The organism is Pseudomonas imrae, from assembly GCF_046352735.2.
Classification (GTDB): domain Bacteria; phylum Pseudomonadota; class Gammaproteobacteria; order Pseudomonadales; family Pseudomonadaceae; genus Aquipseudomonas; species Aquipseudomonas imrae.
Map to the genome: position 1 here is coordinate 2,125,762 of NZ_CP110853.2, position 21,986 is coordinate 2,147,747.

The 21,986-nt window shown below is 59.4% G+C and carries 21 protein-coding genes; 15 read left to right on the forward strand and 6 right to left on the reverse strand.

All coding sequences use genetic code 11. The annotated features are described in order from the left end of the window. Positions 1-307: 307 nt before the first annotated feature. The 6 genes from OQ460_RS09545 to OQ460_RS09570 all read left to right on the forward strand — a co-directional run bounded on the left by OQ460_RS09545 (position 308) and on the right by OQ460_RS09570 (position 8,714). The gene (locus tag OQ460_RS09545; protein WP_410021557.1) at positions 308-790 is read left to right on the forward strand and encodes a sigma-70 family RNA polymerase sigma factor; all 483 of its coding nucleotides are present in this window, start codon (positions 308-310) and stop codon (positions 788-790) included. A 124-nt stretch (positions 791-914) separates the two neighbouring features. Further along, positions 915-2,252: a lysine N(6)-hydroxylase/L-ornithine N(5)-oxygenase family protein gene (locus OQ460_RS09550; RefSeq protein ID WP_410021558.1), complete on the forward strand. Its 1,338-nt coding sequence runs from the start codon at positions 915-917 to the stop codon at positions 2,250-2,252. Between the two features lie 538 nt (positions 2,253-2,790). Then, positions 2,791-3,507, forward strand: coding sequence for an MgtC/SapB family protein (locus OQ460_RS09555; protein ID WP_410021559.1), 717 nt, complete (start codon positions 2,791-2,793; stop codon positions 3,505-3,507). A 343-nt stretch (positions 3,508-3,850) separates the two neighbouring features. Next, positions 3,851-4,477: a response regulator gene (locus tag OQ460_RS09560; RefSeq protein ID WP_410021560.1), complete on the forward strand. Its 627-nt coding sequence runs from the start codon at positions 3,851-3,853 to the stop codon at positions 4,475-4,477. 1 nt (position 4,478) lies between these two features. Beyond that, positions 4,479-8,117, forward strand: coding sequence for a transporter substrate-binding domain-containing protein (locus tag OQ460_RS09565; RefSeq protein ID WP_410021561.1), 3,639 nt, complete (start codon positions 4,479-4,481; stop codon positions 8,115-8,117). 147 nt (positions 8,118-8,264) lie between these two features. Continuing rightward, positions 8,265-8,714: a chemotaxis protein CheY gene (locus OQ460_RS09570; RefSeq protein WP_410021562.1), complete on the forward strand. Its 450-nt coding sequence runs from the start codon at positions 8,265-8,267 to the stop codon at positions 8,712-8,714. A gap of 128 nt (positions 8,715-8,842) precedes the next feature. On the opposite strand, the gene OQ460_RS09575 is transcribed toward OQ460_RS09570, so the two are convergent. Beyond that, positions 8,843-9,709: a LysR family transcriptional regulator gene (locus OQ460_RS09575; RefSeq protein WP_410021563.1), complete on the reverse strand. Its 867-nt coding sequence runs from the start codon at positions 9,707-9,709 to the stop codon at positions 8,843-8,845. 93 nt (positions 9,710-9,802) lie between these two features. Here OQ460_RS09575 and OQ460_RS09580 point away from each other — a divergent pair, with 93 nt between their 5' ends. From OQ460_RS09580 to cobF, 3 genes are all read left to right on the forward strand, one after another. Further along, on the forward strand, positions 9,803-10,357 hold the full coding sequence (locus OQ460_RS09580) for a DUF4865 family protein (protein ID WP_410021564.1): 555 nt from the start codon (positions 9,803-9,805) through the stop codon (positions 10,355-10,357). A gap of 75 nt (positions 10,358-10,432) precedes the next feature. Further along, positions 10,433-10,999, forward strand: coding sequence for a histidine phosphatase family protein (locus OQ460_RS09585; RefSeq protein ID WP_410021565.1), 567 nt, complete (start codon positions 10,433-10,435; stop codon positions 10,997-10,999). 47 nt (positions 11,000-11,046) lie between these two features. Further along, positions 11,047-11,805: a precorrin-6A synthase (deacetylating) gene (gene cobF / locus OQ460_RS09590; protein WP_410021566.1), complete on the forward strand. Its 759-nt coding sequence runs from the start codon at positions 11,047-11,049 to the stop codon at positions 11,803-11,805. On the opposite strand, the gene OQ460_RS09595 is transcribed toward cobF, so the two are convergent. Both OQ460_RS09595 and OQ460_RS09600 read right to left on the reverse strand, forming a co-directional pair. After that, entirely contained in the window at positions 11,802-12,389 is a 588-nt protein-coding gene (locus OQ460_RS09595) for a hypothetical protein (RefSeq protein WP_410021567.1), read from the reverse strand. The genes cobF and OQ460_RS09595 overlap by 4 nt on opposite strands. Before the next feature lie 191 nt (positions 12,390-12,580). Next, the gene (locus OQ460_RS09600; RefSeq protein WP_410021568.1) at positions 12,581-14,389 is read right to left on the reverse strand and encodes a monovalent cation:proton antiporter-2 (CPA2) family protein; all 1,809 of its coding nucleotides are present in this window, start codon (positions 14,387-14,389) and stop codon (positions 12,581-12,583) included. A 166-nt stretch (positions 14,390-14,555) separates the two neighbouring features. Between OQ460_RS09600 and OQ460_RS09605 the strand changes: the two genes are divergently transcribed. After that, positions 14,556-16,118 (forward strand): DUF726 domain-containing protein, encoded by a 1,563-nt coding sequence (locus tag OQ460_RS09605; RefSeq protein ID WP_410021569.1) that lies wholly within the window; start codon positions 14,556-14,558, stop codon positions 16,116-16,118. Positions 16,119-16,164: 46 nt separating this feature from the next. Here the strand turns inward: OQ460_RS09605 and OQ460_RS09610 are convergent, their stop codons facing one another. Continuing rightward, positions 16,165-17,097, reverse strand: coding sequence for a LysR family transcriptional regulator (locus OQ460_RS09610; protein ID WP_410021570.1), 933 nt, complete (start codon positions 17,095-17,097; stop codon positions 16,165-16,167). Between the two features lie 116 nt (positions 17,098-17,213). On the opposite strand from OQ460_RS09610, the gene OQ460_RS09615 reads away from it, so the two are divergent. The 5 genes from OQ460_RS09615 (at position 17,214) to OQ460_RS09635 (ending at position 19,910) form a co-directional block, all read left to right on the forward strand. Next, positions 17,214-17,705: a DMT family transporter gene (locus tag OQ460_RS09615; protein WP_410021571.1), complete on the forward strand. Its 492-nt coding sequence runs from the start codon at positions 17,214-17,216 to the stop codon at positions 17,703-17,705. Positions 17,706-17,709: 4 nt separating this feature from the next. After that, positions 17,710-18,174 carry a DMT family transporter gene (locus OQ460_RS09620; RefSeq protein ID WP_410021572.1) on the forward strand — a complete coding sequence of 155 codons (465 nt, stop codon included), beginning with the start codon at positions 17,710-17,712 and terminating at the stop codon, positions 18,172-18,174. A gap of 80 nt (positions 18,175-18,254) precedes the next feature. Continuing rightward, on the forward strand, positions 18,255-18,425 hold the full coding sequence (locus OQ460_RS09625; protein ID WP_410021573.1) for a metallothionein: 171 nt from the start codon (positions 18,255-18,257) through the stop codon (positions 18,423-18,425). 186 nt (positions 18,426-18,611) lie between these two features. Next, entirely contained in the window at positions 18,612-19,421 is an 810-nt protein-coding gene (locus OQ460_RS09630; protein WP_410021574.1) for an aminoglycoside phosphotransferase family protein, read from the forward strand. Between the two features lie 72 nt (positions 19,422-19,493). Then, the gene (locus tag OQ460_RS09635) at positions 19,494-19,910 is read left to right on the forward strand and encodes an SRPBCC family protein (RefSeq protein WP_410021575.1); all 417 of its coding nucleotides are present in this window, start codon (positions 19,494-19,496) and stop codon (positions 19,908-19,910) included. A gap of 8 nt (positions 19,911-19,918) precedes the next feature. On the opposite strand, the gene OQ460_RS09640 is transcribed toward OQ460_RS09635, so the two are convergent. Together OQ460_RS09640 and OQ460_RS09645 are read right to left on the reverse strand one after the other, a co-directional pair. Further along, a complete protein-coding gene (locus OQ460_RS09640; protein WP_410021576.1) occupies positions 19,919-21,313 on the reverse strand; it encodes a sensor histidine kinase in 1,395 nt (464 codons plus the stop codon). Then, on the reverse strand, positions 21,291-21,974 hold the full coding sequence (locus OQ460_RS09645; protein ID WP_410021577.1) for a response regulator transcription factor: 684 nt from the start codon (positions 21,972-21,974) through the stop codon (positions 21,291-21,293). Before OQ460_RS09645 ends, OQ460_RS09640 begins: the two co-directional genes overlap by 23 nt. Between the last annotated feature and the right edge of the window lie 12 nt (positions 21,975-21,986).

The following is a 21,986-nucleotide window of genomic DNA, read 5'->3' on the forward strand; positions in this document are numbered from 1 at the left end:
TTCCAGCCAGGAAAGATCGGGCCGCGGCTCAATCGCGCGCATCAGGCGGCGGATATGAGGGCTGTCGAGAGACGACAGAAGCGGGGGAGCTGTCAGGTAAACGAGAGGTTTGTCCTGAAATTTAGGTGTTTACATATGCAGTTACAGCTCGCGGAAATACAGGCCGGGGACTACAGGTATAAGTCGTCTTTAAATCTATATGAGAATTACTATAAATTACACTGGTTCAAACTGCCATCACTCTATATCCTCGTCGGTTCTCTTCGCACTCAAGGGTCATAAGCCGTTAAAAATACGGTCGGGAGTCATGTTGGAAAGCTACTATCGCGAGTTGGTATGTTTCCTCAACGCCAAGCTGGGCAACCGTCAGGTGGCCGAGGATGTGGTGCATGACGCCTATGTCCGAGTGTTGGAGCGCGCCAGCGATACGCCGATCGAACAACCTCGCGCCTTTCTTTATCGTACGGCCTTGAACCTGGTGATTGACGGCCATCGACGCAACACCTTGCGCCAGGTCGAGTCGCTGGAGGTGCTGGATACCGAAGAGCGCTTCTTCAGCCCCTCGCCCCAAGTCAGCCTGGATCACCACCAACGCCTGGACATGCTCGGGCGCGCCCTTGCCGAGTTGTCGCCGGCATGCCGTGACAGTTTCCTGCTGCGCAAAGTCGAAGGCCTGACCCATCCTCAAATCGCCGAGCGCCTGAATGTTTCGCGCAGCGTGGTGGAGAAACACATCGTCAACGCGATGAAGCATTGCCGGGTACGGATGCGCGAGTGGGACCGTCACTGAATAAAACGGCTGGCTTAAATTTCTTTTCATTGTCCTCGTTTCCTATCAACACATGACCTGTTGTTCAGCAGGTCGCTGAGGCTTTTCGCCCCAAAGCCACGGGGCTTATCCAGAGGACACTGGAATGACACAGGCAATTGCATCGCCCGCGGTTCACGACCTGATCGGGATCGGTTTCGGCCCTTCGAACCTGGCGTTGGCCATCGCCCTGCAAGAACGCGAGAAAGCCCAGGGCAAACTGGATGTGCTGTTTCTCGACAAGCAGGCCGACTACCGCTGGCACGGCAACACCCTGGTGAGCCAGAGTGAGTTGCAGATTTCCTTCCTCAAGGACCTGGTGACCCTGCGCAATCCCACCAGCCCTTATTCTTTCGTCAACTACCTCAAGGCCCACGGGCGCCTGGTGGACTTCATCAACCTGGGTACGTTTTACCCGTGCCGCATGGAGTACAACGACTACCTGCGTTGGGTGGCCGGGCAGTTCACCGAGCAAAGCCGCTACGGCGAGGAAGTGCTGGCGATCGAGCCGATCCTGCATCAGCAACAGGTCGAGGCCCTGCGGGTGATTTCCCGCGATGCCCATGGCGAACAACTGGTCCGTACCGCACGCTCGGTGGTCGTCAGTGCCGGCGGTACGCCGCGGATTCCCGAGGCGTTCAAGGCACTCAAGGACGACGGGCGGGTGTTCCACCATTCCCAATACCTGGCGCGCATGGCCCAGCAGCCGTGTGTCGAAGGCAAGCCAATGCGCGTCGCGATCATCGGGGGCGGGCAGAGCGCAGCCGAGGCCTTTATCGACCTCAATGACAGCTTCCCCTCGGTGCAGGTGGACATGATCCTGCGCGGTTCGGCTCTCAAACCGGCCGATGACAGCCCGTTCGTCAACGAAGTATTTTCCCCGGAGTTCACCGACCTGGTCTTCCAGCAAGCCAGCAGCGAACGCCAGCGCCTGGTCAACGAGTACCACAACACCAACTATTCGGTGGTGGACCTGGATCTGATCGAGCGTATCTACGGGATCTTCTATCGCCAGAAAGTCTCCGGTATTGCCCGCCATGCGTTCCGGACATTGACCACGGTGGAGAAAGCCAGCGCCGGGGCGCTGGGTATCGAGTTGGCGGTGCGCCATAACGCCACCGGTGAAACGGTAGTCAACCATTACGACGCGGTGGTGCTGGCCACCGGGTATGAGCGTCAGATGCATCGCCAGTTGTTGGCGCCGCTGCAGACGTATATGGGCGACTTTGAAGTGACTCGCGATTATCGCGTGGTGACGGATGACCGTTGCAAGGCGGGTATTTACATGCAGGGCTTCAGCCAGGCGAGTCATGGCTTGAGTGATACGTTGTTGTCGGTCCTGCCGATTCGGGCGGATGAGATTGCTGCGTCGCTGCATGAGCATGACCGCAGCCGCGGGCAGGGGCGCTCGGTAGGTGATGTGTTGCTGGCTACGGCAAGCTGAGAACTGCGGTCACGGCTTCAGCCGACTGGACTTCTGTTTCTGTAGGAGCGGGCTTGCTTGCGAAGGTCATTAACGATGATGCGGGGAATCCGGCACTCCGAGGCGTGCTCGGGTCTTTCGTGAGCACGCTCGCTCCTACAACGAAGGTGTTGCTGTCTCTTGTCTCGGCCTAGCCTGAACCCTTCCTGAAGAAACATCTTATTCCACGTCCAGAATCTTCCCGACGATTTACTCCCCCTAAACCCCCACGTAAACTGCGCGCGTTTTCATCAATAGCGGAGCCCCTCGATGGGTACTTGTTCGAGTCACAGTTGTCGGCCTATCACGGCCCGCGGCACATTCTCGGCAAGATAACGCGCATTTCTCCTGCCGTTGTCTCGCCGATACAGCGAGAAGCGGCATTCCGGTAGCAGCCAACCCTGGTTCTGTGCCGAAGTTCCCCCTTGTTTGATGCCCAACAGCCCGTGATCCCAATTCTGGTGTCGCTTTATCGGGCAAGCCTGCTGTGGACTCTGCAGGTTACGAAGGGATATTTTTCATGCAAGCAATCAACAACATTAACCTCGCCTCCTTGATCGACACCTTGGTCAGCCTGAGTGCCGCATTTATCCTGGGTGGGTTGATCGGCTATGAGCGCCAGTATCGCCAGCGCACGGCGGGGCTGCGCACCAACGTGCTGGTCGCGGTGGGCGCGGCGATTTTTGTCGACATGGCCAACCGTCTCGGCGGCGCCGACGGCGCGGTACGGGTGGTGGCGTACGTGGTGTCCGGCATCGGTTTTCTCGGTGCCGGGGTCATCATGCGCGAGGAAGGCAATGTGCGCGGGCTCAACACCGCCGCCACGCTGTGGGCTTCGGCGGGCGTGGGCGCCTGTGCCGGTGCCGACCTGGTCTTGGAAGCGTTGCTGGGCACGCTGTTTGTGCTGGCGGCCAACACCTTGTTGCGGCCAATCGTCAATAACATCAATCGCCAACCCCTGGACGTGGTTTCCGCCGAGGTCACCAATATTCTCTATGTGATCGCCCTTCGTACCCAGCAGAAAGCCGTGCTGGCTTTGTTGGAAGCGGAGCTGGCGCGATGCAACTACCCGGCCAGTGATGTCGACGTACGTTCCTTCGGCAATGAAGAAATCGAGATCGAGGCCATGCTGGCGGCAACCTCGGTCGACGGTGACGAACTGGATGCGCTGGTGGCGCGGATCTCCCGTTCGAGCCTGGTAGTTCAGGCCTTCTGGAGCCCCAGCACCACCGAATGAACCGGGGCGGCGCCGGCGAGTCTCCCGGCCTGGACGGCGTTTGATGTCTATATTTAGATGAGGATTAATCCTACAAATAGATCGGATTCTCCCTTCGGTCCCGACATCCTTGCATTGTTAATGTTGCGCTGTTGGGGCTAGTCACACGTGACGGTGCTGCTGTTTAACCTGCAGGGTCAGGTTCATTTTCGTCGTTGCCGGTAGGTAATACCGCTCGTCGGAACTGTGATTTCTCACAGGTATCCGGGCTTTGTGTGATGTGTAAGGGTATTGGCGTCTTGACGAACCGGTGAGCCGCCAGTAATGCAATCAACCAGTCGTGGTGCTTTCCCAGGGGAGTCGCATGAGCAAAGCGTTAATAGTGGATGACCATCCGTTCATTCGTGCAACCGTCCAATACCTGCTGAAGAAGGAAGGTTTTGAGGAGATTTTTCAGGCTGGCAATGGCGCTGATGCGGTGCAGATCGCCAGGGAAGAGCGACCAGACCTGATTATCCTGGATCTGGCGATGCCCAAACTGGGCGGGCTGGAGGTCATCAACCGAGTCAAGGCGCTTGGCCTGCCGTGCAAGATTCTGGTGCTGACCTCTTACTTGGCAGTGTTCTTTTCGACACGCTGCATGCGTGCCGGTGCAATGGGCTTTGTCTCGAAAACAGGTGAACTGGATGAGTTGGAAAAGGCCATAAAGGCGGTCATGTCCAACTACAGCTGCTTTCCCAGCCTGCCCACCAGCTCTGTACGCCGGGATGACTTGCAGACTACCGAGCAGCAACTGGTGGATGCTCTTTCAGACCGGGAGTTGACGGTGCTGCAAAAGTTGGCATTGGGTTTGGGCAACAAGGAAATTTCCGAAGACATGCTGCTGAGTCACAAGACCATCAGCACTTATAAGACCCGGTTGAAGGAAAAACTGCGCATGTCATCTGTCGTACATTTGTCCAAGTTCGCTCAGCGCAACCATCTGATCTGACATGCCGGCGCTTCTGGGAAAGTGGCTTGCGGCGATCTGCCTGGCGGGCCTGTCACTCACGGTAAATGTGGCTCATGGCGAGTCACAGTCGTTGCGTTTGCTGGGCCACTCCCATCTCGAAAAACAGACTATCAAGCTCGATGAGTCGGATTTGCGATGGTTGCATGAGCGACGCATTTTGTCGTTGGGGATCTCTACTCCCGAGTACCCGCCATTCGATCTGGTAAATAATAACGATGAGTTCCAAGGCATCACGGCCGATTACGCCGCACTGCTCGCTCAGTTATTGAACGTCAAGGTCCAGGTGCGCCGCTATAGCCATCGAGACGAGGTCATTGCGGCACTCAAGCGCGGCGAGGTGGACTTCCTGGGTTCGGCCAATGGGTACGAGGCGTCCGACCGAGAACTGATCCTATCGCGTTCCTATGCCAATGATCAGCCGACCCTGGTGACGCGCGTTGGTGAAAACCAAGTCTTGACGGGTGATCTTGCTGGCAAGCGACTTGCCATGCTTTATCACTACATGCAGCCCGAGGCGGTGGCGGCATTTTATCCCGGGGCGTCACTGCAACTTTTTCCCTCGACGATCGAGGCGGTCGGCGCCGTGGCGTTCGGCCAGGCGGATGTCTATCTGGGCGATGCGATCAGTGCCAACTACCTGATAACCAAAAACTATCTCAACAATGTGCGTATGGCTGACTTTTCGAGCATGGAGGTCAATCCGTTCGCCTTTGCGCTGGTGCGTGATAATGAACGTCTGCTGCGTATTATCAATGCTGCACTGGCGGCCATCCCGGCCAGCGAGCAGATGGAAATCCTGCGGCGCTGGAGTGCCGGTAATCTCGGCTTCGCCGGCAAGGAACGCTTGCGTTTCAGCACCAGCGAGCAGCGCTGGTTGAACAAGCATCCAAGGATAAAGGTTGCGGTCGTCGACAAACTCCTGCCGCTGTCATTGTTCAACCAGAGAGGGCAGTTCGTCGGCATGACTGCCGATGTACTGGCCCAGATCAGTTTGCGTACAGGCTTGAAGTTCGATGTGGTGCGCGGCAATTCGCTGCCGCTTCAGGTCGATCAGGTAAGTGCGGGCGACATCGATATGGTTGCGGTGGTTACGCCCAGTACAGAGCGTGAAGACAAAATCCGCTTTACCCGACCGTACCTGACCAGCCCCTTCGTGCTGGTCACTCGCAACGAAAAAAACGCAGTGAGTACCCTTGAGGATATGGCAGGTAAACGCCTGGCGCTGATCGGCGGCAACGCCCTTCGTGACAGCATCGCCCGGGATTATCCCAATATTGTGTTCGTGGACGTGGACAACACTGCCCAGGGCCTGGCGATGGTGGCCAATGGTGAAGTTGACGCAGCGGTCAACGCGCTGGTCATGGCCCGCTATATCATCGATCACGAATACCGCAATCGCCTGCGGGTGACCAGCACCGTCGGCTCCCAGCCGGCATGGGTATCCTTTGGGGTCAACCGCAGCCAGTTGGAGTTGTACTCGATCCTGGACAAGGCGTTGTTGAGCATTTCCCCGCAGGAAATGGATGAGTTGGCCAGTCAGTGGCGTAGTGATGTGGTGATCGACGACAGCTATTGGCTGAGGCATCGCAGCACCATCATCCAGGGTTTTGCGCTGGCAGCGCTGTTGCTGCTGGTCACTCTGGGCTGGGCGATTTACCTGCGCAGCCTGATTCGCAAGCGAACCGAGGCCGAACGCGCATTGAGCGACCAGATGCGCTTCATGAGCGTATTGATCGACGGCACACCTCACCCGATTTACGTACGTGACCGCATGGGGCGGCTGATGGCGTGCAACAGTGCTTACCTCGATGTCTTCGGGTTCAAGCTCGAAGAGGTCATCGGCAAGACAGTGATCCAGACCGATACCGGTAATCTTCCCCAGGCCCAGTCCTACCATGAGGACTACCTGCAACTGATGGAGCGGGGCGAACCGCAGATTCACGACCGTGTGCTCAAGGTGCCGGGCGGTCTGACCCTGACCATCTACCACTGGATGCTGCCGTACCGTGATGGCGACGACAAAGTCGTGGGCATGATCGCCGGCTGGGTGGATGTGAGCGAGCGCCAGAATCTGCTTGGGCAATTGCAAGCGGCCAAGGAAGACGCTGACTCCGCCAACCGTGCCAAGACCACGTTCCTGGCGACCATGAGCCATGAGATCCGCACGCCCATGAACGCGGTGATCGGCATGATCGAACTGGCCTTGAAGAATGCCGAGCAGGGGCGGATCGATCACGATGCGCTGGAAGTGGCCTCCGACGCGTCTCGGGGCATGCTGGAATTGATTGGCGATATTCTCGACATCGCCCGCATTGAATCCGGGCACCTGTCTTTGACACTGGAGCCTTCGAACCTGCATGAGTTGCTGGCGTCCGTGGCGCGGATCTTCGAAGGATTGGCACGGGCCAAGGGGCTGACGCTGCGGGTGGAGCTTGAGCCATTGATCGACCGGTATGTGTTGATCGATCCGCTGCGGTTCAAACAGGTGGTCTCCAATCTGTTGAGCAATGCCATCAAGTTCACGGCCAACGGGCAGGTCCGATTGAGCGCCAGTGGTTCGCCCGCTGCCGCCAATGGTTACCTGAGCTTGCGCCTGGTGGTGGAGGACACGGGCATTGGCATCAGCGACGAGGACCAGAAGCACCTGTTCAACCCGTTCGTCCAGGGGCGTAATACGGAGCAGTCGGCTCGCAGCGGTTCCGGCCTGGGGCTGGTGATCAGTCGCAGCCTGTGCGAGATGATGGGTGGTCAGTTGAAATTGAGAAGTTCATTGGGCCAAGGCACCAGGGTGGACGTGACGCTGGCCCTGGCAGTGGCCGATTCGACCTCTGGCCGGGCCCCACCTGCACCTTTGGACGCGCCGCCAGCCCATGCGCTGAACATCCTTGTAGTGGACGACTATCCTGCCAACCGTCTATTGCTTGCCCGGCAACTGAGTTTCTTGGGGCACCGCATCAGTACGGCCGAGGATGGCGTACAGGGGCTGGCGCGATGGCGTTCCGAGCGCTTCGACGGGGTGATCACCGACTGCAATATGCCGCTCAAGAACGGGTATGAATTGGCCCGTGAGATTCGTGCCGATGAACATGCCCGTGGGTTGCCACCCTGTTTATTGCTGGGGTTTACCGCTAACGCCCAGCCGGAAGAAACTGAGCGCTGCCTGCAGGCCGGTATGAACGGCTGCTTGTTCAAACCCACCGGTCTCGAGGACTTGCATACCGCGCTGGCGTCACGTAGCGCGATACCCTCAGTCCGCGAGCCGGTGGCGCCACAGCCAGTTGAAGGGATCGACCTGAGCCGATTGATGAAGTTGACCGGTGCCAACATCGACGCGATCAAGGAGTTGCTCGCGCCGTTGCTCGAAAGCCTGGAAACAGACCGTTCGCAGTTGGCAACACTGCTGGATAAAAAGGACTACGCCGGCCTGCATAATCTGGCTCACAGAACCAGAGGCGGGGCGCGCCTTGTTGATGCCCGGGCATTGGAAAGTTGCTGCGATGCACTGGAGTCGGCGTGTGAGCAACGCGACATTCGAGCATTGGCCACGGCAGCGCAGGAGATGGGCGCGGCCATCGAAGCCTTGCATCAAACCCTCGTGGACTATTGCAACCAGGGTTGAATGATTTGGCGGCATGGGAGGATGTCTCGGCCTGTTTGGGACAACTCCTACGCCAGTTGGGAACAATACTGATTTTGTCATCGGGATATGTCTGGAAAAGTAGGCCTCTCTTTTCCTTTCGCGAGCGATGCTCGTCCAGGGCTTACCATGCCAAATGCAGCATTGACCATCCTGGTCGCCGATGAACAGCACCTGCAACGGCTGTATATCGAAAAAATGCTCAACCAGCTGGGCTACCACCGCATTGTGCCTGTGCAGAGCTTTGAAGAAGTGCGGATCCTCATCGATATTCCGGCCGAGCCATTCGATGTGCTGATCATCAATGCCGGCCTGGCCGCTGGCGAAGGGCGGGTGTTGCAACGGCACCCGCGGGTGCGTCACGTGCTGGTCTATGACGATAAGGATCTAGGGCCGCATAACAGGTTGTCGCAGTCGGCCCTGGTGCGTTTGCCTGGCTCTCCGGACGGCGTCACGCTTGAACACTTTATGGATATCATCGATCCGCCTTCCACCGCGTATGGCTTGCGAGTCTTGCCGTGGCTGCGGGAGTTGGCTCGCAGCCCTGCGCGGATCGCGCCCATTGGCCGCAAGGCTTGACCGATCTGCGATAGACAGCACCTGCCCGGTATTCATCGAAAAGCACCGCTGAGTCATCAAGGGACTGACCCGGTGTCACGAGTGGTGGGAGCAAGATCGCAATGTTTCGGAATACCAATGACAGTGACTCAGCGCTCCAGCACGCCTCTGAAGGTCGCACTCAGTGCGCGCAGTGTTTCCCTGGAGCGCTCGTCGCTGATCCGGCTATACAGCACCACTTCGCTGACCGGCAGCCTCGGTAATCCAAAAGACTCACTGACCTCCACGGCGCCTGCCGGCGCAACACGGCGGGCGAGGGCGGCAATGCCCAAGCCGGCGCTGACGGCTGCTCCAACGGACATCACGCCGCCGCCGACAAACACCTCGACCCAGTCGATTTTCGCCTCCTCCAGTGCTCGCACCGCCAATTGGCGCACGCCGCAAGGCGCGGCCATGGTTGCCATGCGCAATGGCGTCCCCGGTGTATGGTGCCAGGTTGGGGACGCAAACCAGCCGAAGCGTTCCACCACCAGAACTTCGCCGTCCTGGCGGGCACCTTCGTTACGCACGATAACGGCGTCCAGTTCATTGCGATCAAAGGCTGCGATCAAATCACGGGAGGAGGCTATCCGAACCTCCAGGATCATCAGCGGATCGTAGGCTGCCAAGCGGCTGAGCCACAACGGCAGGTCAGCTCCGGCGACATGATCGCTGATACCGATTACCAGGCGCCGCGGGGCGTTTTGGCTCATGCTCCCCAGTGCACGCTCGTGGGCGTTGAGCAAGGCGCGGGCGGCTATGATGAAGTGTTCACCTTGAGGTGACAGCCGTACATGTCGCGGCGTGCGCTCCAGCAAGCGATAACCGAGGCGTTCCTCAAGACGTTTGAGCTTGAGGCTGATCGCTGCCTGTGAGGTATCCAGTACTTGGGCCGCCCGGGTAAAGCTGGCGAAATCGGCCACCCGTACAAAGGCCTGTACCGTGTCGATGTCGAGGGGTTTGAGGGTATCAGTCATTTCATATTCTTATCATAAGTATATTGAGTGATATCTTGCTGAAATCATAAGGGTTGCACAAGCTCACGTCTTACCTTGAGCAGGAGCAACCTGATGATCGCCAAACAGTATTCCCACCGCCTGCCCGCCGATTACGACATGAGCCTCATCCGCCAGCGTGCCACCCGACTCGGCCCGCTTTGGGATCACACCGACGGCTTGCTGTTCAAGGCGTTTATCATCCAGGAACGGGCAGAGGGTCAGCAGATGGGCAACCTTTATGCCTCGATTTACCTGTGGTCCAACTCGTCGGCCGCTGCTGATTTCCTGATGGGTGAGCGCTTTCAGAAGGTTCTCGACAGTTTTGGTCGGCCCTACATCGAATGCTGGGTGCCACTGGATGTGCAACGCGGTCCTGCGCAAAATGCCTTGAGTTTGTACCGTGAAGAGTGGTCGTTGGCGCCGGGCGCAGATCGGGCCCAGGTCATGGCGGACGAAACCGCACGCAACCAGTTGGTGGCGAGTGGTGACGATAACGTTGCAGTGTTTCTGGCGCTGGATGTGCAAGCCTGGAAACTGGTGCGTATTACTCTTTCGGCCAAGGCGTTGGACCTCCAGCACCCGGGGATCGGGTATGAGGTGCTTTACCTGGCCCGCTCGGCAGCATGAGCCCAGATCCCTGTAACATATTGAGGCCGCTTTGCCGGTTACGTTATTTCCCTGCTGGAATCTGAGCGACTGAAGATGCAAGCCATCCGTTTGACCCTCATTTGTCATGCCGGCACCCGTGCTCAAAAACGTGGTTGTTTTGCACTTGATGAACCGTTGCAAATGGACTGGCAGAGTGCGCCACAGTCATTGGCTTCGCGGTTCAAGCGCGTGCCACGGGTGCTGTGTGGGCCAGAAGCCCGGACCCGGCAGACGGCAACGTTGTTCAGCCGCGAGGCAGAGGTTGAGGAGGCGTTGCGTGACTGCGACCTTGGACGCTGGCGTGGAGTAGCCATTGAGCAGATCCAGCAGACGGAGCCCGAAGCATTGCAGGCCTGGTTGACGGACCCTGCGGCAGCGCCCCATGGCGGCGAATCGCTGGCGCAACTGGCCGAGCGAGTGGGCCTTTGGTTGCAGTCGCTGGAGCGTACGCCGGGGCATGTGCTGGCGGTCACTCACCCCTTTATCATCCGCGCTGCATTGGTGCATGTCATGCAGTGCCCGCTCGCGCAGTTCAACATGATCGATGTGGATCCGCTGTCTTGCACCGAGCTGCGTTTCAACCATATATGGCGATTGCGCCTGCAAACACGCGAGACCTGAGCTGCGCGAACATGGCAGAATCCGCCCCCCGCATTGAGAACACCGTCATGAAGAAAATCCTGATCATCGGCATTGGCGCCGGCAACCCTGACTACATCACGATGCAGGCGGTGAAGGCGCTGAACCGTACCGATGTGTTTTTCCTGATGGACAAGGGCAAGAGCAAGGACAAGCTGATCGACCTGCGCCGGGAAATCTGCGCCACCTATATCAGCGCCGAGCATGTTTATCGATTCGTCGAAGCCGATTGCCCCGAGCGGGTTCGCGGCGAAATCGACTACACCACGGCTGTCCAGGACCTCAATCGGGACAAGCAACAGACGTTTGAGCGGATGATCAACGAGCAAATGGCCGACGGGGAAACAGGTGCCTTTCTGGCGTGGGGTGATCCGGCGCTGTATGACAGCACCATTCGCATCTTGCAGGCGATTCTCGCCAGCGGGAATTGCGCGTTCGAATTCGAGGTCATTCCCGGCATCACCAGCGTCCAGGCGCTGGCTGCCCAGCATAAGGTGGCGCTGAACCGTATCGGGCGCTCCATTGAAATCACCACCGGGCGGCGGTTGGCTGCGGGGCAGGTCAGTGATGCCGATACGCTGGTAGTGATGCTTGATGCCGAAGACTCGTACCGCAGTGTTGCCGATCAGGACCTGGACATCTACTGGGGCGCTTACCTGGGCACGCCAGACGAGATTCTGATCAGCGGCAAGGTTGCCGAAGTGGCCGCGGACATCGAGCGCGTGCGCAAGGCCGCGCGCCAGGCCAATGGATGGATCATGGACACTTATTTGTTGCGCAAGCCTTAGGGGCGTTTTCTACCGGTAATCTGCTTCACCATCAGACCGTGGCCTTTCGTATCGTCGGCGCGGGAAATGGCCTGGATCACCAGCAAGCGATTGCCTGAACCGGCAAGGAAGGTCGAGTTCAGCGTCTCACCGCCGCCCATGGTTGCAGTGCTGTCCACCTGGCGCAGGCCCAGGCCTTTGACGGTCAGCTTTTGCTCGTTCTGCTTCTTGAAGTCAGGCAACGCCGCGCTTTGGTCCTTAACGAAGCCGGCGACGGCGCCATCGAGAAATTGTGGGTCATTGTCCTGGATGGTGATGCCGTCATTGCGCACGGTCTCGGCCACGATCACTACACTTTTGCCGGCCTGGTTGGTGTACATAGTGCCGCGTGTGCCAGCCGTGCCATGAGCTTCGTCACCCGTGGACAGGGTCTCGGCGACATAGGCTGCTGGCAGGTTGAAAGTGAACTTGCCGTCCAGGGTGGAGATGGCCTGGGTCGCGGTTTCTTGCGCGGTGGGTTTGGCTGCCCAGACCCCTTGGCTGACGCCGAACCCGACGGCCAGCGTAAGGGTCAGGAAGGCCGCGGTTTTGCTGAGGATGGCCATGAAACTCTCCGGAAAAGAACGAATTTGCGAAGTATTCTGTCAGAAAATTCGCAAATTCGTTCACTTCCCAGCCTCCGGCCCAGCTCTTTCAAGGTCTTTGAAAAGCTAACTCTCGACACCCCCGCAATTATTTCACTTCACAGACAGTCAAATGCGACTGGTTCTTCAAAGACCCTTGGAAGGGATGAGCCTTAGGCCTTGCCGGACTCTTCCTCGAGACGGTCCAGTTCAAACAAGCGCGCCAGTTCTGCGCGGGATTCCTGGGCCGATTGCATCACTTTGGCCGCGTCGTCGTAGACCGCGTGCTGCGCCGTCAGCAATTGCAGGTCGTGATGCTTGAAGCGATTGATCCGTGCGTCGGCCTGGGCTTGGCTCAGGCCGAGACCGACCAGGGTCTGCCGGCTCATCTCCAGGCTGGAATAGAACGTTTCGCGCACCGGTGACGCGTCCAGATCAACCAGGCGATGCACGTGCTGGCGGTTGCGCGCGCGCGCGATGATCTTCATGTGCGGGTAGAGGTTGCGCACCAATTCGGCGGTCTTGATGTTGATCTCGGGATCATCCATGGCAATCACGAAATACTCTGCCTGATCGACTTTCGCCGCATGCAGGATTTCCGGACGCTGGGGATCGCCATAGAACACCGGCATGCCGCCGAAACTGCGGGTCAGTTCGATGGTTTCCACGGAGGTGTCGAGAGCGATAAACGAGATGTTCTGCGCCCGCAGGATCCGCGCCACGATCTGCCCCATGCGGCCCATCCCGGCGATGACTACCCGCGGCGCATCACTTTCGATGGCACGGTACTCTTCTGGTACCTCCACGGGCTTGGCCTTGGCCTTGAACAGTTTCGGGCACAACAGCAACAGCAACGGTGTCAGGGCCATCGACAAGGTGATGGTCAGCACCAGCATGTCATACAGATGGGGCTCGAACAGACCCTGATCCCGTCCGATCTTGAACACTACAAAGGCGAACTCACCACCGGCTGCCAGTACCACGCCCAGACGCAGCGCGCTTTCGCGGTTCAACTCGCCGACCATCTGGCCGACGCCGTACAGCAATGGCAATTTAATGCCGATCAGCAATAACGTCAGCCCCAATACCACGAAGGGTGAGCTGAACAACAGGCTGATATTGGCGCTCATGCCGACGCTGATAAAAAACAGCCCCAGCAACAAGCCTTTGAATGGCTCGATCTGCGATTCCAGTTCGTGGCGGTACTCCGAGTCGGCCAACAGCAAGCCTGCGAGGAATGCGCCAAGGGCCATGGACACGCCCACCAGCTCCATCAGCCAGGCCGTACCGATCACCACCAGCAGGGCGGTGGCGGTAGACACTTCGCGCAGACCGGTTTTGGCGACGATGCGAAATACCGGCCGCAGCAGGTAACGCCCGCCGATGATCACCACCACGATACTGCCCAATACCTGCAACCCATGGTTCAGGTCCTGGGCGGCAGTGGTGGTGTGGTCGCTGCCAGCCAGCAGCGGCACCATAGCGATCAGCGGGATGGCCGCGATGTCCTGGAACAGTAAAATGGCGAAGGCCAGGCGCCCGTGAGGGCTGTTCAGCTCCTTGCGTTCAGCCAGGCTTTGCAGGCCGAAGGCGGTGGAAGACAGCGCCAGGCCCAGGCCGAGCACGATGGCACTGTTCCACGATTGGCCAAATGCCCAGAGGGCTACGGCGCCCATCACCACAGCGGTCGACACTACCTGGGCCAGACCCACGCCAAACACGGCCTTGCGCATCACCCACAGGCGTTTTGGCGACAGCTCCAGGCCAATGATGAACAACAGCAACACCACACCCAGTTCGGAAAACTGCGCAACACTTTGCGGGTTGCCCACCAGCCCCAGCACCGAAGGGCCGATGATGACTCCGGCCAGTAGATAGCCCAGCACGGCCCCCAGTTGCAGACGCTTGGCCAGGGGCACGGTGAGTACGGCAGCAAACAGGAAAACCACTGCTGCTTGTAATAGGTTGCCTTCATGGGGCATCGCTTACTCCAGGATCTTGTATCGAATCGACAGGACGCTATTAGAGCGCTTTTTTGCGTTGGGGAATCTGAATTTTTTGCTGTGAGCGAGGCTCGTCGTGTGGATCACCCAAAGCCCGCCCCCTTTGCTACTATCGCTGCCCACCGTCACTCGGAGTCACCGCCTCATGCAGCACCAGTGGGAGGAAATGCACCGCACTCGCAAGCCCACGTTCGTCCTGTGCGGCGAGCCTCAGGGGGAAGTGCTCAATCTCTATGTCCACGGCTATTCGGCCTTTTTCAATCAGCAACAGTTGGGCAACTTCAAGCAGCAACTGGCGAGCATCGAAGGCTCGACCAACCTGATGCTGTTCTGGCCGGCGGGGCATTTCCTGGAGAACCTGTTTGCGCCGTTCAAGGATGTGATCGGCTCAATGCTCGGCGGCGGCACTTTGGGCGCGACGACGATTGGCCTGGGCAAGGCGATTGGTTATTTCCTCGATCACTACAAAAGTGTCGAGGCGCGGGTCGACGAAGTGGCCAAGAGCCTTTTGCCTGAATTGGCCGATTATCTGCATCGCGAATCCATCGAGGTGCAGCGGATCAACCTGATAGGCCACTCCCTGGGCGCGCGGATTCTGGTCAAGAGCCTGCTGGCCAGCCCTGAAACAGCCCACGAGTTGCCATTGAACAATCTGCTGTTGATGGGCGGTGCGATCTGTACTTCCAGCCCATGGGACGAAGTCTCGGCACCTCTCAAGGGGCGGGTGATCAATTGTCACTCCAGCAAGGACTGGGCGCTGGCGCTCAAGCCTGACAGCGAGCGTTGCATCGGCCGGTATGCGATCCCCGTGACCCCGGCGCTCAAGGCTAAGGTGGCAAACGTGCATCTGGCCACCTTCGACCACGCTGCCTACTGGCCACAGTTGAAAACCGTGGTGCAATACACCGACCTGTTGCAGGAGCGGCGCGGCATGATCCGCGCCGATCAGCGCAGCAGCGAAGTGCGTTTCGCCGAAGATGATGTGGACCTGTTCCCGTTGCTGGTGCAGGCACGACCGGAAGAGTTGAAGTTCCTCGCCGAATTGATCGCGCAAAAACGCAGTGCGACGATTGATGCCAGCGTGCGCGAACCGCTGAAGTTGGCCGTCGAGTTGCAGCGCATGGGCGGTGATACCTTTATGAATCTGGCGCGCGGCCATGGCGTCAGCTACCGGCAAATGGCCCAGGATGTGGCGCAGCGAGTGGGGATCAAGTTTGACGACCCCCTCGACAAAGTAGCTCTGGCGGATCTCGAGGCGCAGGTCGCCGAGCGGCTGGTCGAGCAGTACAAGGACAAGCTCAGCCTGGCGGACCGCCAGGCTTTTGAGGCCGAACTCAAGGCTGCGGCGCAGAAGGAACAAGGTTTCTTCAATCGCTTCGATGTCGGGCGCACGGCGACCACCGCTTTGAGTGGCACGGCGTTGGCGGGCTTGACCGGCTTTATCCTGCGTCGAGGTGCGGCCACTGCGATCCCAGTGGTGGGCCAGGCATTGGCGGCGGCGATGCTGCTGGTGAGCGGGGTGCGGGCCTTCTCCGGGCCGGCGTATTCCATCACCACCCTGGCAGTGCTGGTGCTCGGCGTGATTCGCCAGCGCCTGGAGCGTGAGGCGCAGAATCAGGAAATGGACCTGGTGGTGCAGGTTGTCGAGGCGTTTGACCTGCCCCGGGATACGGTGATGCGCACGGTCGCGTCCGATTGCTGTTCTTGAGACTGCATCCGCAAGGCGAATACCGGGTTGGTCGGCCTGTTCTGACTCAGCGATCCCAGTACGGCACGGTGCCGAACTTTTCGACAAAGTAATCGATGACCGTGCGCACCTTTACCGACAAACGCCGACTGCCGGGCCATAAAGCGGCGATCTGTTGGGGCTCCAGAGTGGTTGCCACTTCGTAGTCGCGCAATACAGCCTGCAAGGTGCCTGCACGCAGGCTTTCGCCAATCAGCCACGAAGGGAACACCACAAAACCCAGGCCTTGCTCGGCGGCCCGCGCCAATGTGTCGGCGTGATTGCCGGTGATGGGGCCCTTGACGGAGTAGGGTGTCCAATCGGCCTGGCCGCTGCGAAAGAACCAGCGCTGCTGGCCGTTCACGCCTTTGTAGGCCAGGCATTGATGGTTGGCCAACTCATCCGGATGGCGCGGCGTGCCGTAGCGTGCCAGGTACTGGGGGCTGGCGGCGATGCAGAAGCGCTGGGGGGCGAAAATGCGCGCCTGCATGCCGGAGTCGTTGAGTACGCCAATGCGAAACAACAAGTCCGCGCCTTCTTGCAACGGATCGACGAAGGTGTCGGTTTGTTGGATATCCAGCTGCAGTTTGGGGTAACGCTGGCACAACTCTGCCAGCCAAGGTGACAGGTGACGCTGACCGAAGACCATCGGCGCATTGATTCGCACCAGGCCGCTGGGTTCGCTTTCCTGTTCCTGCAGGGCCTGCCCGGCTTCTTCCAGTTGCTGCAACATCACCCGCGCATGATGGCCGAGCAAGCGCCCGGCTTCAGTGGGGCTTACGGCGCGGGTGTGGCGATAGAGCAATTGTTGGCTCAACGCCTGCTCCATCAGCTGGATCTGCCGGGAAATGGAAGAGGGTGCCAAACCTTCACGGCGAGCGACTTCAGAGAAGCTACCGCAATCCAGCACCGCGACAAACAAGCGCAGTGCCTTGAAGCTCAACTCGTTCAAGCCCTGCATAAAGACTCCATGCTGTGCGTGTTGCGCAAAAGTGTTATCCGCATGCTGCCATTTATCGCACAGCAACACCATCGGATAATGCCCGCCATTGTTCTTCTCTGAAATGCAGGTGGTGTATGCAAACTTCTTCCCTTGATACGGCGGCGCAAGTGCCGGGCAAACCGAAAAACCTGCTTGGGCTGTTACTTCTGCCCCTGGTGATTCTGGCAGGCATGGGGCTATCGGTAGAGGCCGGGCTACTTGGGCCCCTGGGTGAGCAGGTCGGGCACTTATGGGCCACCCTGAGCATCTTCGGCGTCGGCAGTGCAATCCTGCTTTTGCTGTTGCTGTTGAGTGGCCCGCAGAAGGGGCCGGCATTGACCGAACTACCGCGCTGGCAGTTGATCGGCGGCTTCCTGGGGCCAATGTATGTGGTGGTACTGACCCTGGCCACACCCCATATCGGAATTGCCATGACCATGATCGCCATTCTCTCTGGCCAGGTCGGCAAGAGCGTACTGATCGACCACTTTGGTTGGTTTGGCACCGCGCGCAAGCGGGTCAACGGCGAACGCTGGATCGCGCTGCTGCTGATTGTGGCAGCGCTGGTTTTGATGGCACGGGGTTAAGACGATGAATCTGCTTGTTTTGTTGGTATTGGTAGTGGCAGCAGGAGCCGTCTTGAGCGTGCAGGCGGCAGTCAATGGCCGTCTGGGGCAGACGGTCGGGGTGCTGCGCAGCAGTCTGCTGACTTTTGCAGTGGGTGCGTTGGTGACCGGGTTGCTGATTCTGTTCTTCGAGCCGGCCCAAGCCGTCAGTCTGTTGCAGGTGCCCAAGTGGCAATTGACCGGATCCCTGTTTGGCGTGGTGTACATGATCGTCATGGTCGGCGCAGTCCCGGTTGTGGGCACGGCGGTGGCGACAGTCGCGGTGATTGTCGGCCAGTTGGCCATGGGCATGTTGATCGACAACTTCGGCTGGCTGGGCAACCCGTCCATCGAACTGTCCGGCAGCCGTATTGTGGCGATGTTGTGTCTGGCCCTGGCGTTGGTCTTCATGTACCGCAGCAATAGCCGTCAGGCGGCCTGCCGCGGTTGAACCTTGTCGGTTTGCCTGGGGTCACTGCTTAAGGTGTCGGCGTCCGCCGCACCGGGACGACCATCAAAAGGAGTCTGAACATGTCAGATCCAACCTGTGCCTGCCCGCATTGCAATTGTATCCTGGGGCAAAACGCTGTGCATAAAGACGGCAAGGGCTATTGCTGCCAGGGTTGCGCCGATCAGCATGCACATGGCGAGCCATGCGCTTCGGCAACCGGCTGTGAGTGCGCCAAGGCGGCCCACGGCTAGACGCAAAATGGGGGCTGGCATGCCAGCTCCCTTGTCTTGCATTGATGGACTGTAGGGCAGCATTGATAACCCACGCCCGCGTAGTATCCCCAGCCATCCGAGCGGGGACGAAAGGTATCTGTTTTTAGTCAGAAACACTTCGACTTACCTGTGGCATCCTGCAGTGTCATAGACAGAGAGTTGGTAATGTTCGATCACTATCTGCAGTGCTGGAAGCTGACGCCGGACGGCCAGGCCATCATCACGTGCGGCAGCCATCTGCTACCAGTGCGCTGGCAGGGCGAACCGGCGATGTTGAAAATCGCTCACACACCGGAAGAAGCCATGGGTGGGCGACTGATGAGTTGGTGGGCGGGTGAGGGCGCTGCGCGAGTGTTTGCCTATGACGGCCCGGCGCTGGTGATGGAGCGGGCCACCGGCCCGGGTTCCCTGATGCAAATGGCCCTCGATGGACGCGACGACGACGCCAGCCTCATCGCCTGCGCCACGGTCGCGCGCTTGCACGCGCCGCGTCCGTCCCCGCCCGAAGGATTGCTGTCGCTGGAGCGCTGGTTCCAGTCGCTGTGGGCCGCCGCTGAACAACAGGGTGGGTTGTTCCTTGACTGTGCAGCGACCGCGCGCAGTTTGTTGGCAACTCCACAGGAGGTCGTGGTACTGCATGGCGACGTCCACCACGACAATATCCTCGATTTCGGCCCACGGGGCTGGCGGGCCATCGACCCTAAGCGGGTGATGGGCGAGCGGGGCTATGACTATGCCAACCTGATTTGCAATCCTGACCTGCCCACGTGTGCCAACCCGGCGCGCTTCAAGCGACAGATCGATGTCATCGCCCAAGCCGCCGGGTTGACCCGCCAGCGTCTGTTGCAATGGGTCATGGCCCACGCCGGGTTATCCGCCGCCTGGTTCCTTGAGGACGATGAATGCGGGCGGGTAGACGTGGATCTGGCCGTGGCGCGCCTGGCTCAACGGGCCTTGGTAAATGGTGGCGCCTGATCAGGGTTGCGATGAGGCAGATCCATCGCGGTACACACAGTTTTATCCCGACGATTTTCCTGGAGGCTTGACGTGGCTACAGCATTTTCTGTGATTGAAATACCGGTATCGGCCGATCAGGTCTGGCAACTGGTTGGCGGCTTCAATTCGCTGCCGGACTGGCTACCTCTTATTGCCAGGAGCGAGCCCAGTGAAGGCGGGCGCCTGCGCCATCTGCAGGCTGCCGACGGTGGGGTGATTGTGGAGCGCTTGCAGGCCTTCGATAACCTGGCACGCACTTACAGCTACACCATCGAAGAGTCGCCGTTTCCGGTAAGCGCGTACCTTGCGACCTTGCAGGTAGAAGCGTTGACGGACAGCTCGGCAAAGGTTACCTGGTCCGGCGTGTTTACCCCGCAAGCGGGGGTGACGGACGCGGCGGTGGAGCAACTGTTTGCCGGTGTATATAGCGGCGGACTGGAGGCGCTACGCGGCAACTTCCCGACCTGACCCCGCCCTCAGGCCTGCGGCATCAACTGTTGCCGACACTCCAGCACCAGCCGCGCTCCCCCGCGTTCGCTGGTGCCCACTGTCAGCATGAAACCATGCAGGTTGATGATCGCCGCAACAATCGACAGGCCGAGACCAAAGCCGCCCTGCTGATCGCTCTCATCGATCCGGTAAAAGCGCTGGAACACCGCCGCACGTTCGGCTTGTGGAATGCCCGGCCCGGAATCGAGCACTTCGATGCGTGTGCTGCCGGCATCGTTGACGCCCAGCAAAATTACCTCGCCACCCGGTGGGGTGAACTTGATCGAATTGCTCAGCAGGTTGGCCAGCGCCTCGAACAGCAGCGCCCGGTCCCCGGTAATCCATGGCAGAGATTCGGGCACTTGCAACAACAACTGCAGCTCGCCTTCTTCCGCCAGGGGCAGGTAGAAGTCATGGAGTTCACGCAGCAAAGGCAGCGGATCAAGCCTCAGGAAACCGGAGCGGCGCTGATGATCCTCCAGTTCGGAAATGCGCAGCAAACCGCGAAAACGCGCCATCAGGGTATCGGTTTCGCTAATCACTTCATCCAGTTGCAGGGCATGGGGCGAACCGTCAACAGCCTGCTGTTTGATGCGGTATAACTGCGCCCTCAAGCGGGTTAACGGCGTGCGTAGATCGTGGGCGATGCTGTCGCACACGCCCTTGACCTCGTTCATCAGTTTTTCGATGCGATCGAGCATGGCGTTGACGATGGCCGCCAGCATGTCCAGTTCGTCACGCCGGTTGGACAAGGGCAGGCGATGGGTCAGGTCACCGGCGACGATTGCCTCGGCGCTGGCCTGGATCCCGCGAATCCGTTGAAGGGGGCGCCTGCGCAGCAAATGCCAGCCGGCGATGCCAGGGATGATGGTCAGCGACAGCGCCCACAACAGCGCGTGCAAAATGATCCGGGTGACGCCGAACAGCGAACCGTTTTCCCGGACCAGAATCAGCCAGCGCCCGTCCGCAGTGTGCGTGGCCACGGCATCGCAACTGTCGCGGGGCAACGTCGGGTCGTTGGACTCGATGCAGTGGTCCAGGGCGTGGATGCGCCCATCGAGCGGCAACTGCGCGGGTACGTGCAAGATTGGCCCGCTGAGTGGGCGCAACTGCTCGTCGAACAGGCCGTAGGCGTCGACGCCCTTCATATCGAAGGTCATGCTGGTGGTCAGGGCTTCCACCAGTTGCTCGCCTTCAAAGCGCTGGAACAGATGCTGGCGTTGCAGGAGAGAATGGCGGGAGAGGTTGCTCAGGTAACCTGAAACTTCGTAGTACAGCACTCCCATGAGGATACAGCTCCAGGCCACGAACAGCGTGCTGTAGAGCGCGAGCAAACGACTGCTGGAAGAGCGCCAGCCTTTAGAGGGGTTCAGCAATGACATAACCCGAACCTCGTACCGTACGAATCAGCGGTGCCAGGCCCGGAGGGTCGATTTTCTTGCGCAGGCGGCCGATATGGACGTCGATCAGGTTGGTGCCCGGGTCGAAGTGATAACCCCAGACTTCCTCGAAAATCATCATCCGCGAGAGGATCTGCCCGGTATTGCGCATCAGGAACTCCAGCAACTTGTACTCCGTGGGTAACAGGTTCAAGTGCTGTTCGGCGCGCCTGGCTTCGCGGCTGATCAGGTTTAACTCCAGGTCGGCTACTCGCAGCGCGGTATCCCGTTCCTTGACCGTCCTGTTGCGGCGCAGCAGCACCTCGACCCGGGCGGCCATTTCGTCGGAGGCAAAGGGTTTGGTCAGATAGTCATCGCCACCGGCCCGCAGTCCGCGCACCCGCTCGTCGACATCGGAAAGCGCGCTGATCATCAGGATCGGTGTCGACACGCCAACCGTGCGCAAGGTGGTGACGATCGCCAGGCCATCGAGTTCGGGAAGCATGCGGTCGAGGGTGATCAGGTCGTAGTCGCCGCTTACCGCCCGAGCCAGGCCTTCGCGGCCGTTATCCACCCAGTCCACGTCCAGCCCATGGCTACTGAGCTCGGCGACGATCTCGCGGGCCGTTACGGCATCGTCTTCGATGGTCAAAATGCGGGTCATAAACAATACCTG

What these genes read in the sequence shown, in the direction of transcription:
- OQ460_RS09545 (WP_410021557.1), top strand. Translation starts at nt 308, where the DNA reads ATGTTGGAAAGCTACTATCGCGAGTTGGTATGTTTCCTCAACGCCAAG.
- OQ460_RS09550 (WP_410021558.1), top strand. Translation starts at nt 915, where the DNA reads ATGACACAGGCAATTGCATCGCCCGCGGTTCACGACCTGATCGGGATC.
- OQ460_RS09555 (WP_410021559.1), top strand. Translation starts at nt 2,791, where the DNA reads ATGCAAGCAATCAACAACATTAACCTCGCCTCCTTGATCGACACCTTG.
- OQ460_RS09560 (WP_410021560.1), top strand. Translation starts at nt 3,851, where the DNA reads ATGAGCAAAGCGTTAATAGTGGATGACCATCCGTTCATTCGTGCAACC.
- OQ460_RS09565 (WP_410021561.1), top strand. Translation starts at nt 4,479, where the DNA reads ATGCCGGCGCTTCTGGGAAAGTGGCTTGCGGCGATCTGCCTGGCGGGC.
- OQ460_RS09570 (WP_410021562.1), top strand. Translation starts at nt 8,265, where the DNA reads ATGCCAAATGCAGCATTGACCATCCTGGTCGCCGATGAACAGCACCTG.
- OQ460_RS09575 (WP_410021563.1), bottom strand. Translation starts at nt 9,709, where the DNA reads ATGACTGATACCCTCAAACCCCTCGACATCGACACGGTACAGGCCTTT.
- OQ460_RS09580 (WP_410021564.1), top strand. Translation starts at nt 9,803, where the DNA reads ATGATCGCCAAACAGTATTCCCACCGCCTGCCCGCCGATTACGACATG.
- OQ460_RS09585 (WP_410021565.1), top strand. Translation starts at nt 10,433, where the DNA reads ATGCAAGCCATCCGTTTGACCCTCATTTGTCATGCCGGCACCCGTGCT.
- cobF (WP_410021566.1), top strand. Translation starts at nt 11,047, where the DNA reads ATGAAGAAAATCCTGATCATCGGCATTGGCGCCGGCAACCCTGACTAC.
- OQ460_RS09595 (WP_410021567.1), bottom strand. Translation starts at nt 12,389, where the DNA reads ATGGCCATCCTCAGCAAAACCGCGGCCTTCCTGACCCTTACGCTGGCC.
- OQ460_RS09600 (WP_410021568.1), bottom strand. Translation starts at nt 14,389, where the DNA reads ATGCCCCATGAAGGCAACCTATTACAAGCAGCAGTGGTTTTCCTGTTT.
- OQ460_RS09605 (WP_410021569.1), top strand. Translation starts at nt 14,556, where the DNA reads ATGCAGCACCAGTGGGAGGAAATGCACCGCACTCGCAAGCCCACGTTC.
- OQ460_RS09610 (WP_410021570.1), bottom strand. Translation starts at nt 17,097, where the DNA reads ATGCAGGGCTTGAACGAGTTGAGCTTCAAGGCACTGCGCTTGTTTGTC.
- OQ460_RS09615 (WP_410021571.1), top strand. Translation starts at nt 17,214, where the DNA reads ATGCAAACTTCTTCCCTTGATACGGCGGCGCAAGTGCCGGGCAAACCG.
- OQ460_RS09620 (WP_410021572.1), top strand. Translation starts at nt 17,710, where the DNA reads ATGAATCTGCTTGTTTTGTTGGTATTGGTAGTGGCAGCAGGAGCCGTC.
- OQ460_RS09625 (WP_410021573.1), top strand. Translation starts at nt 18,255, where the DNA reads ATGTCAGATCCAACCTGTGCCTGCCCGCATTGCAATTGTATCCTGGGG.
- OQ460_RS09630 (WP_410021574.1), top strand. Translation starts at nt 18,612, where the DNA reads ATGTTCGATCACTATCTGCAGTGCTGGAAGCTGACGCCGGACGGCCAG.
- OQ460_RS09640 (WP_410021576.1), bottom strand. Translation starts at nt 21,313, where the DNA reads ATGTCATTGCTGAACCCCTCTAAAGGCTGGCGCTCTTCCAGCAGTCGT.
- OQ460_RS09645 (WP_410021577.1), bottom strand. Translation starts at nt 21,974, where the DNA reads ATGACCCGCATTTTGACCATCGAAGACGATGCCGTAACGGCCCGCGAG.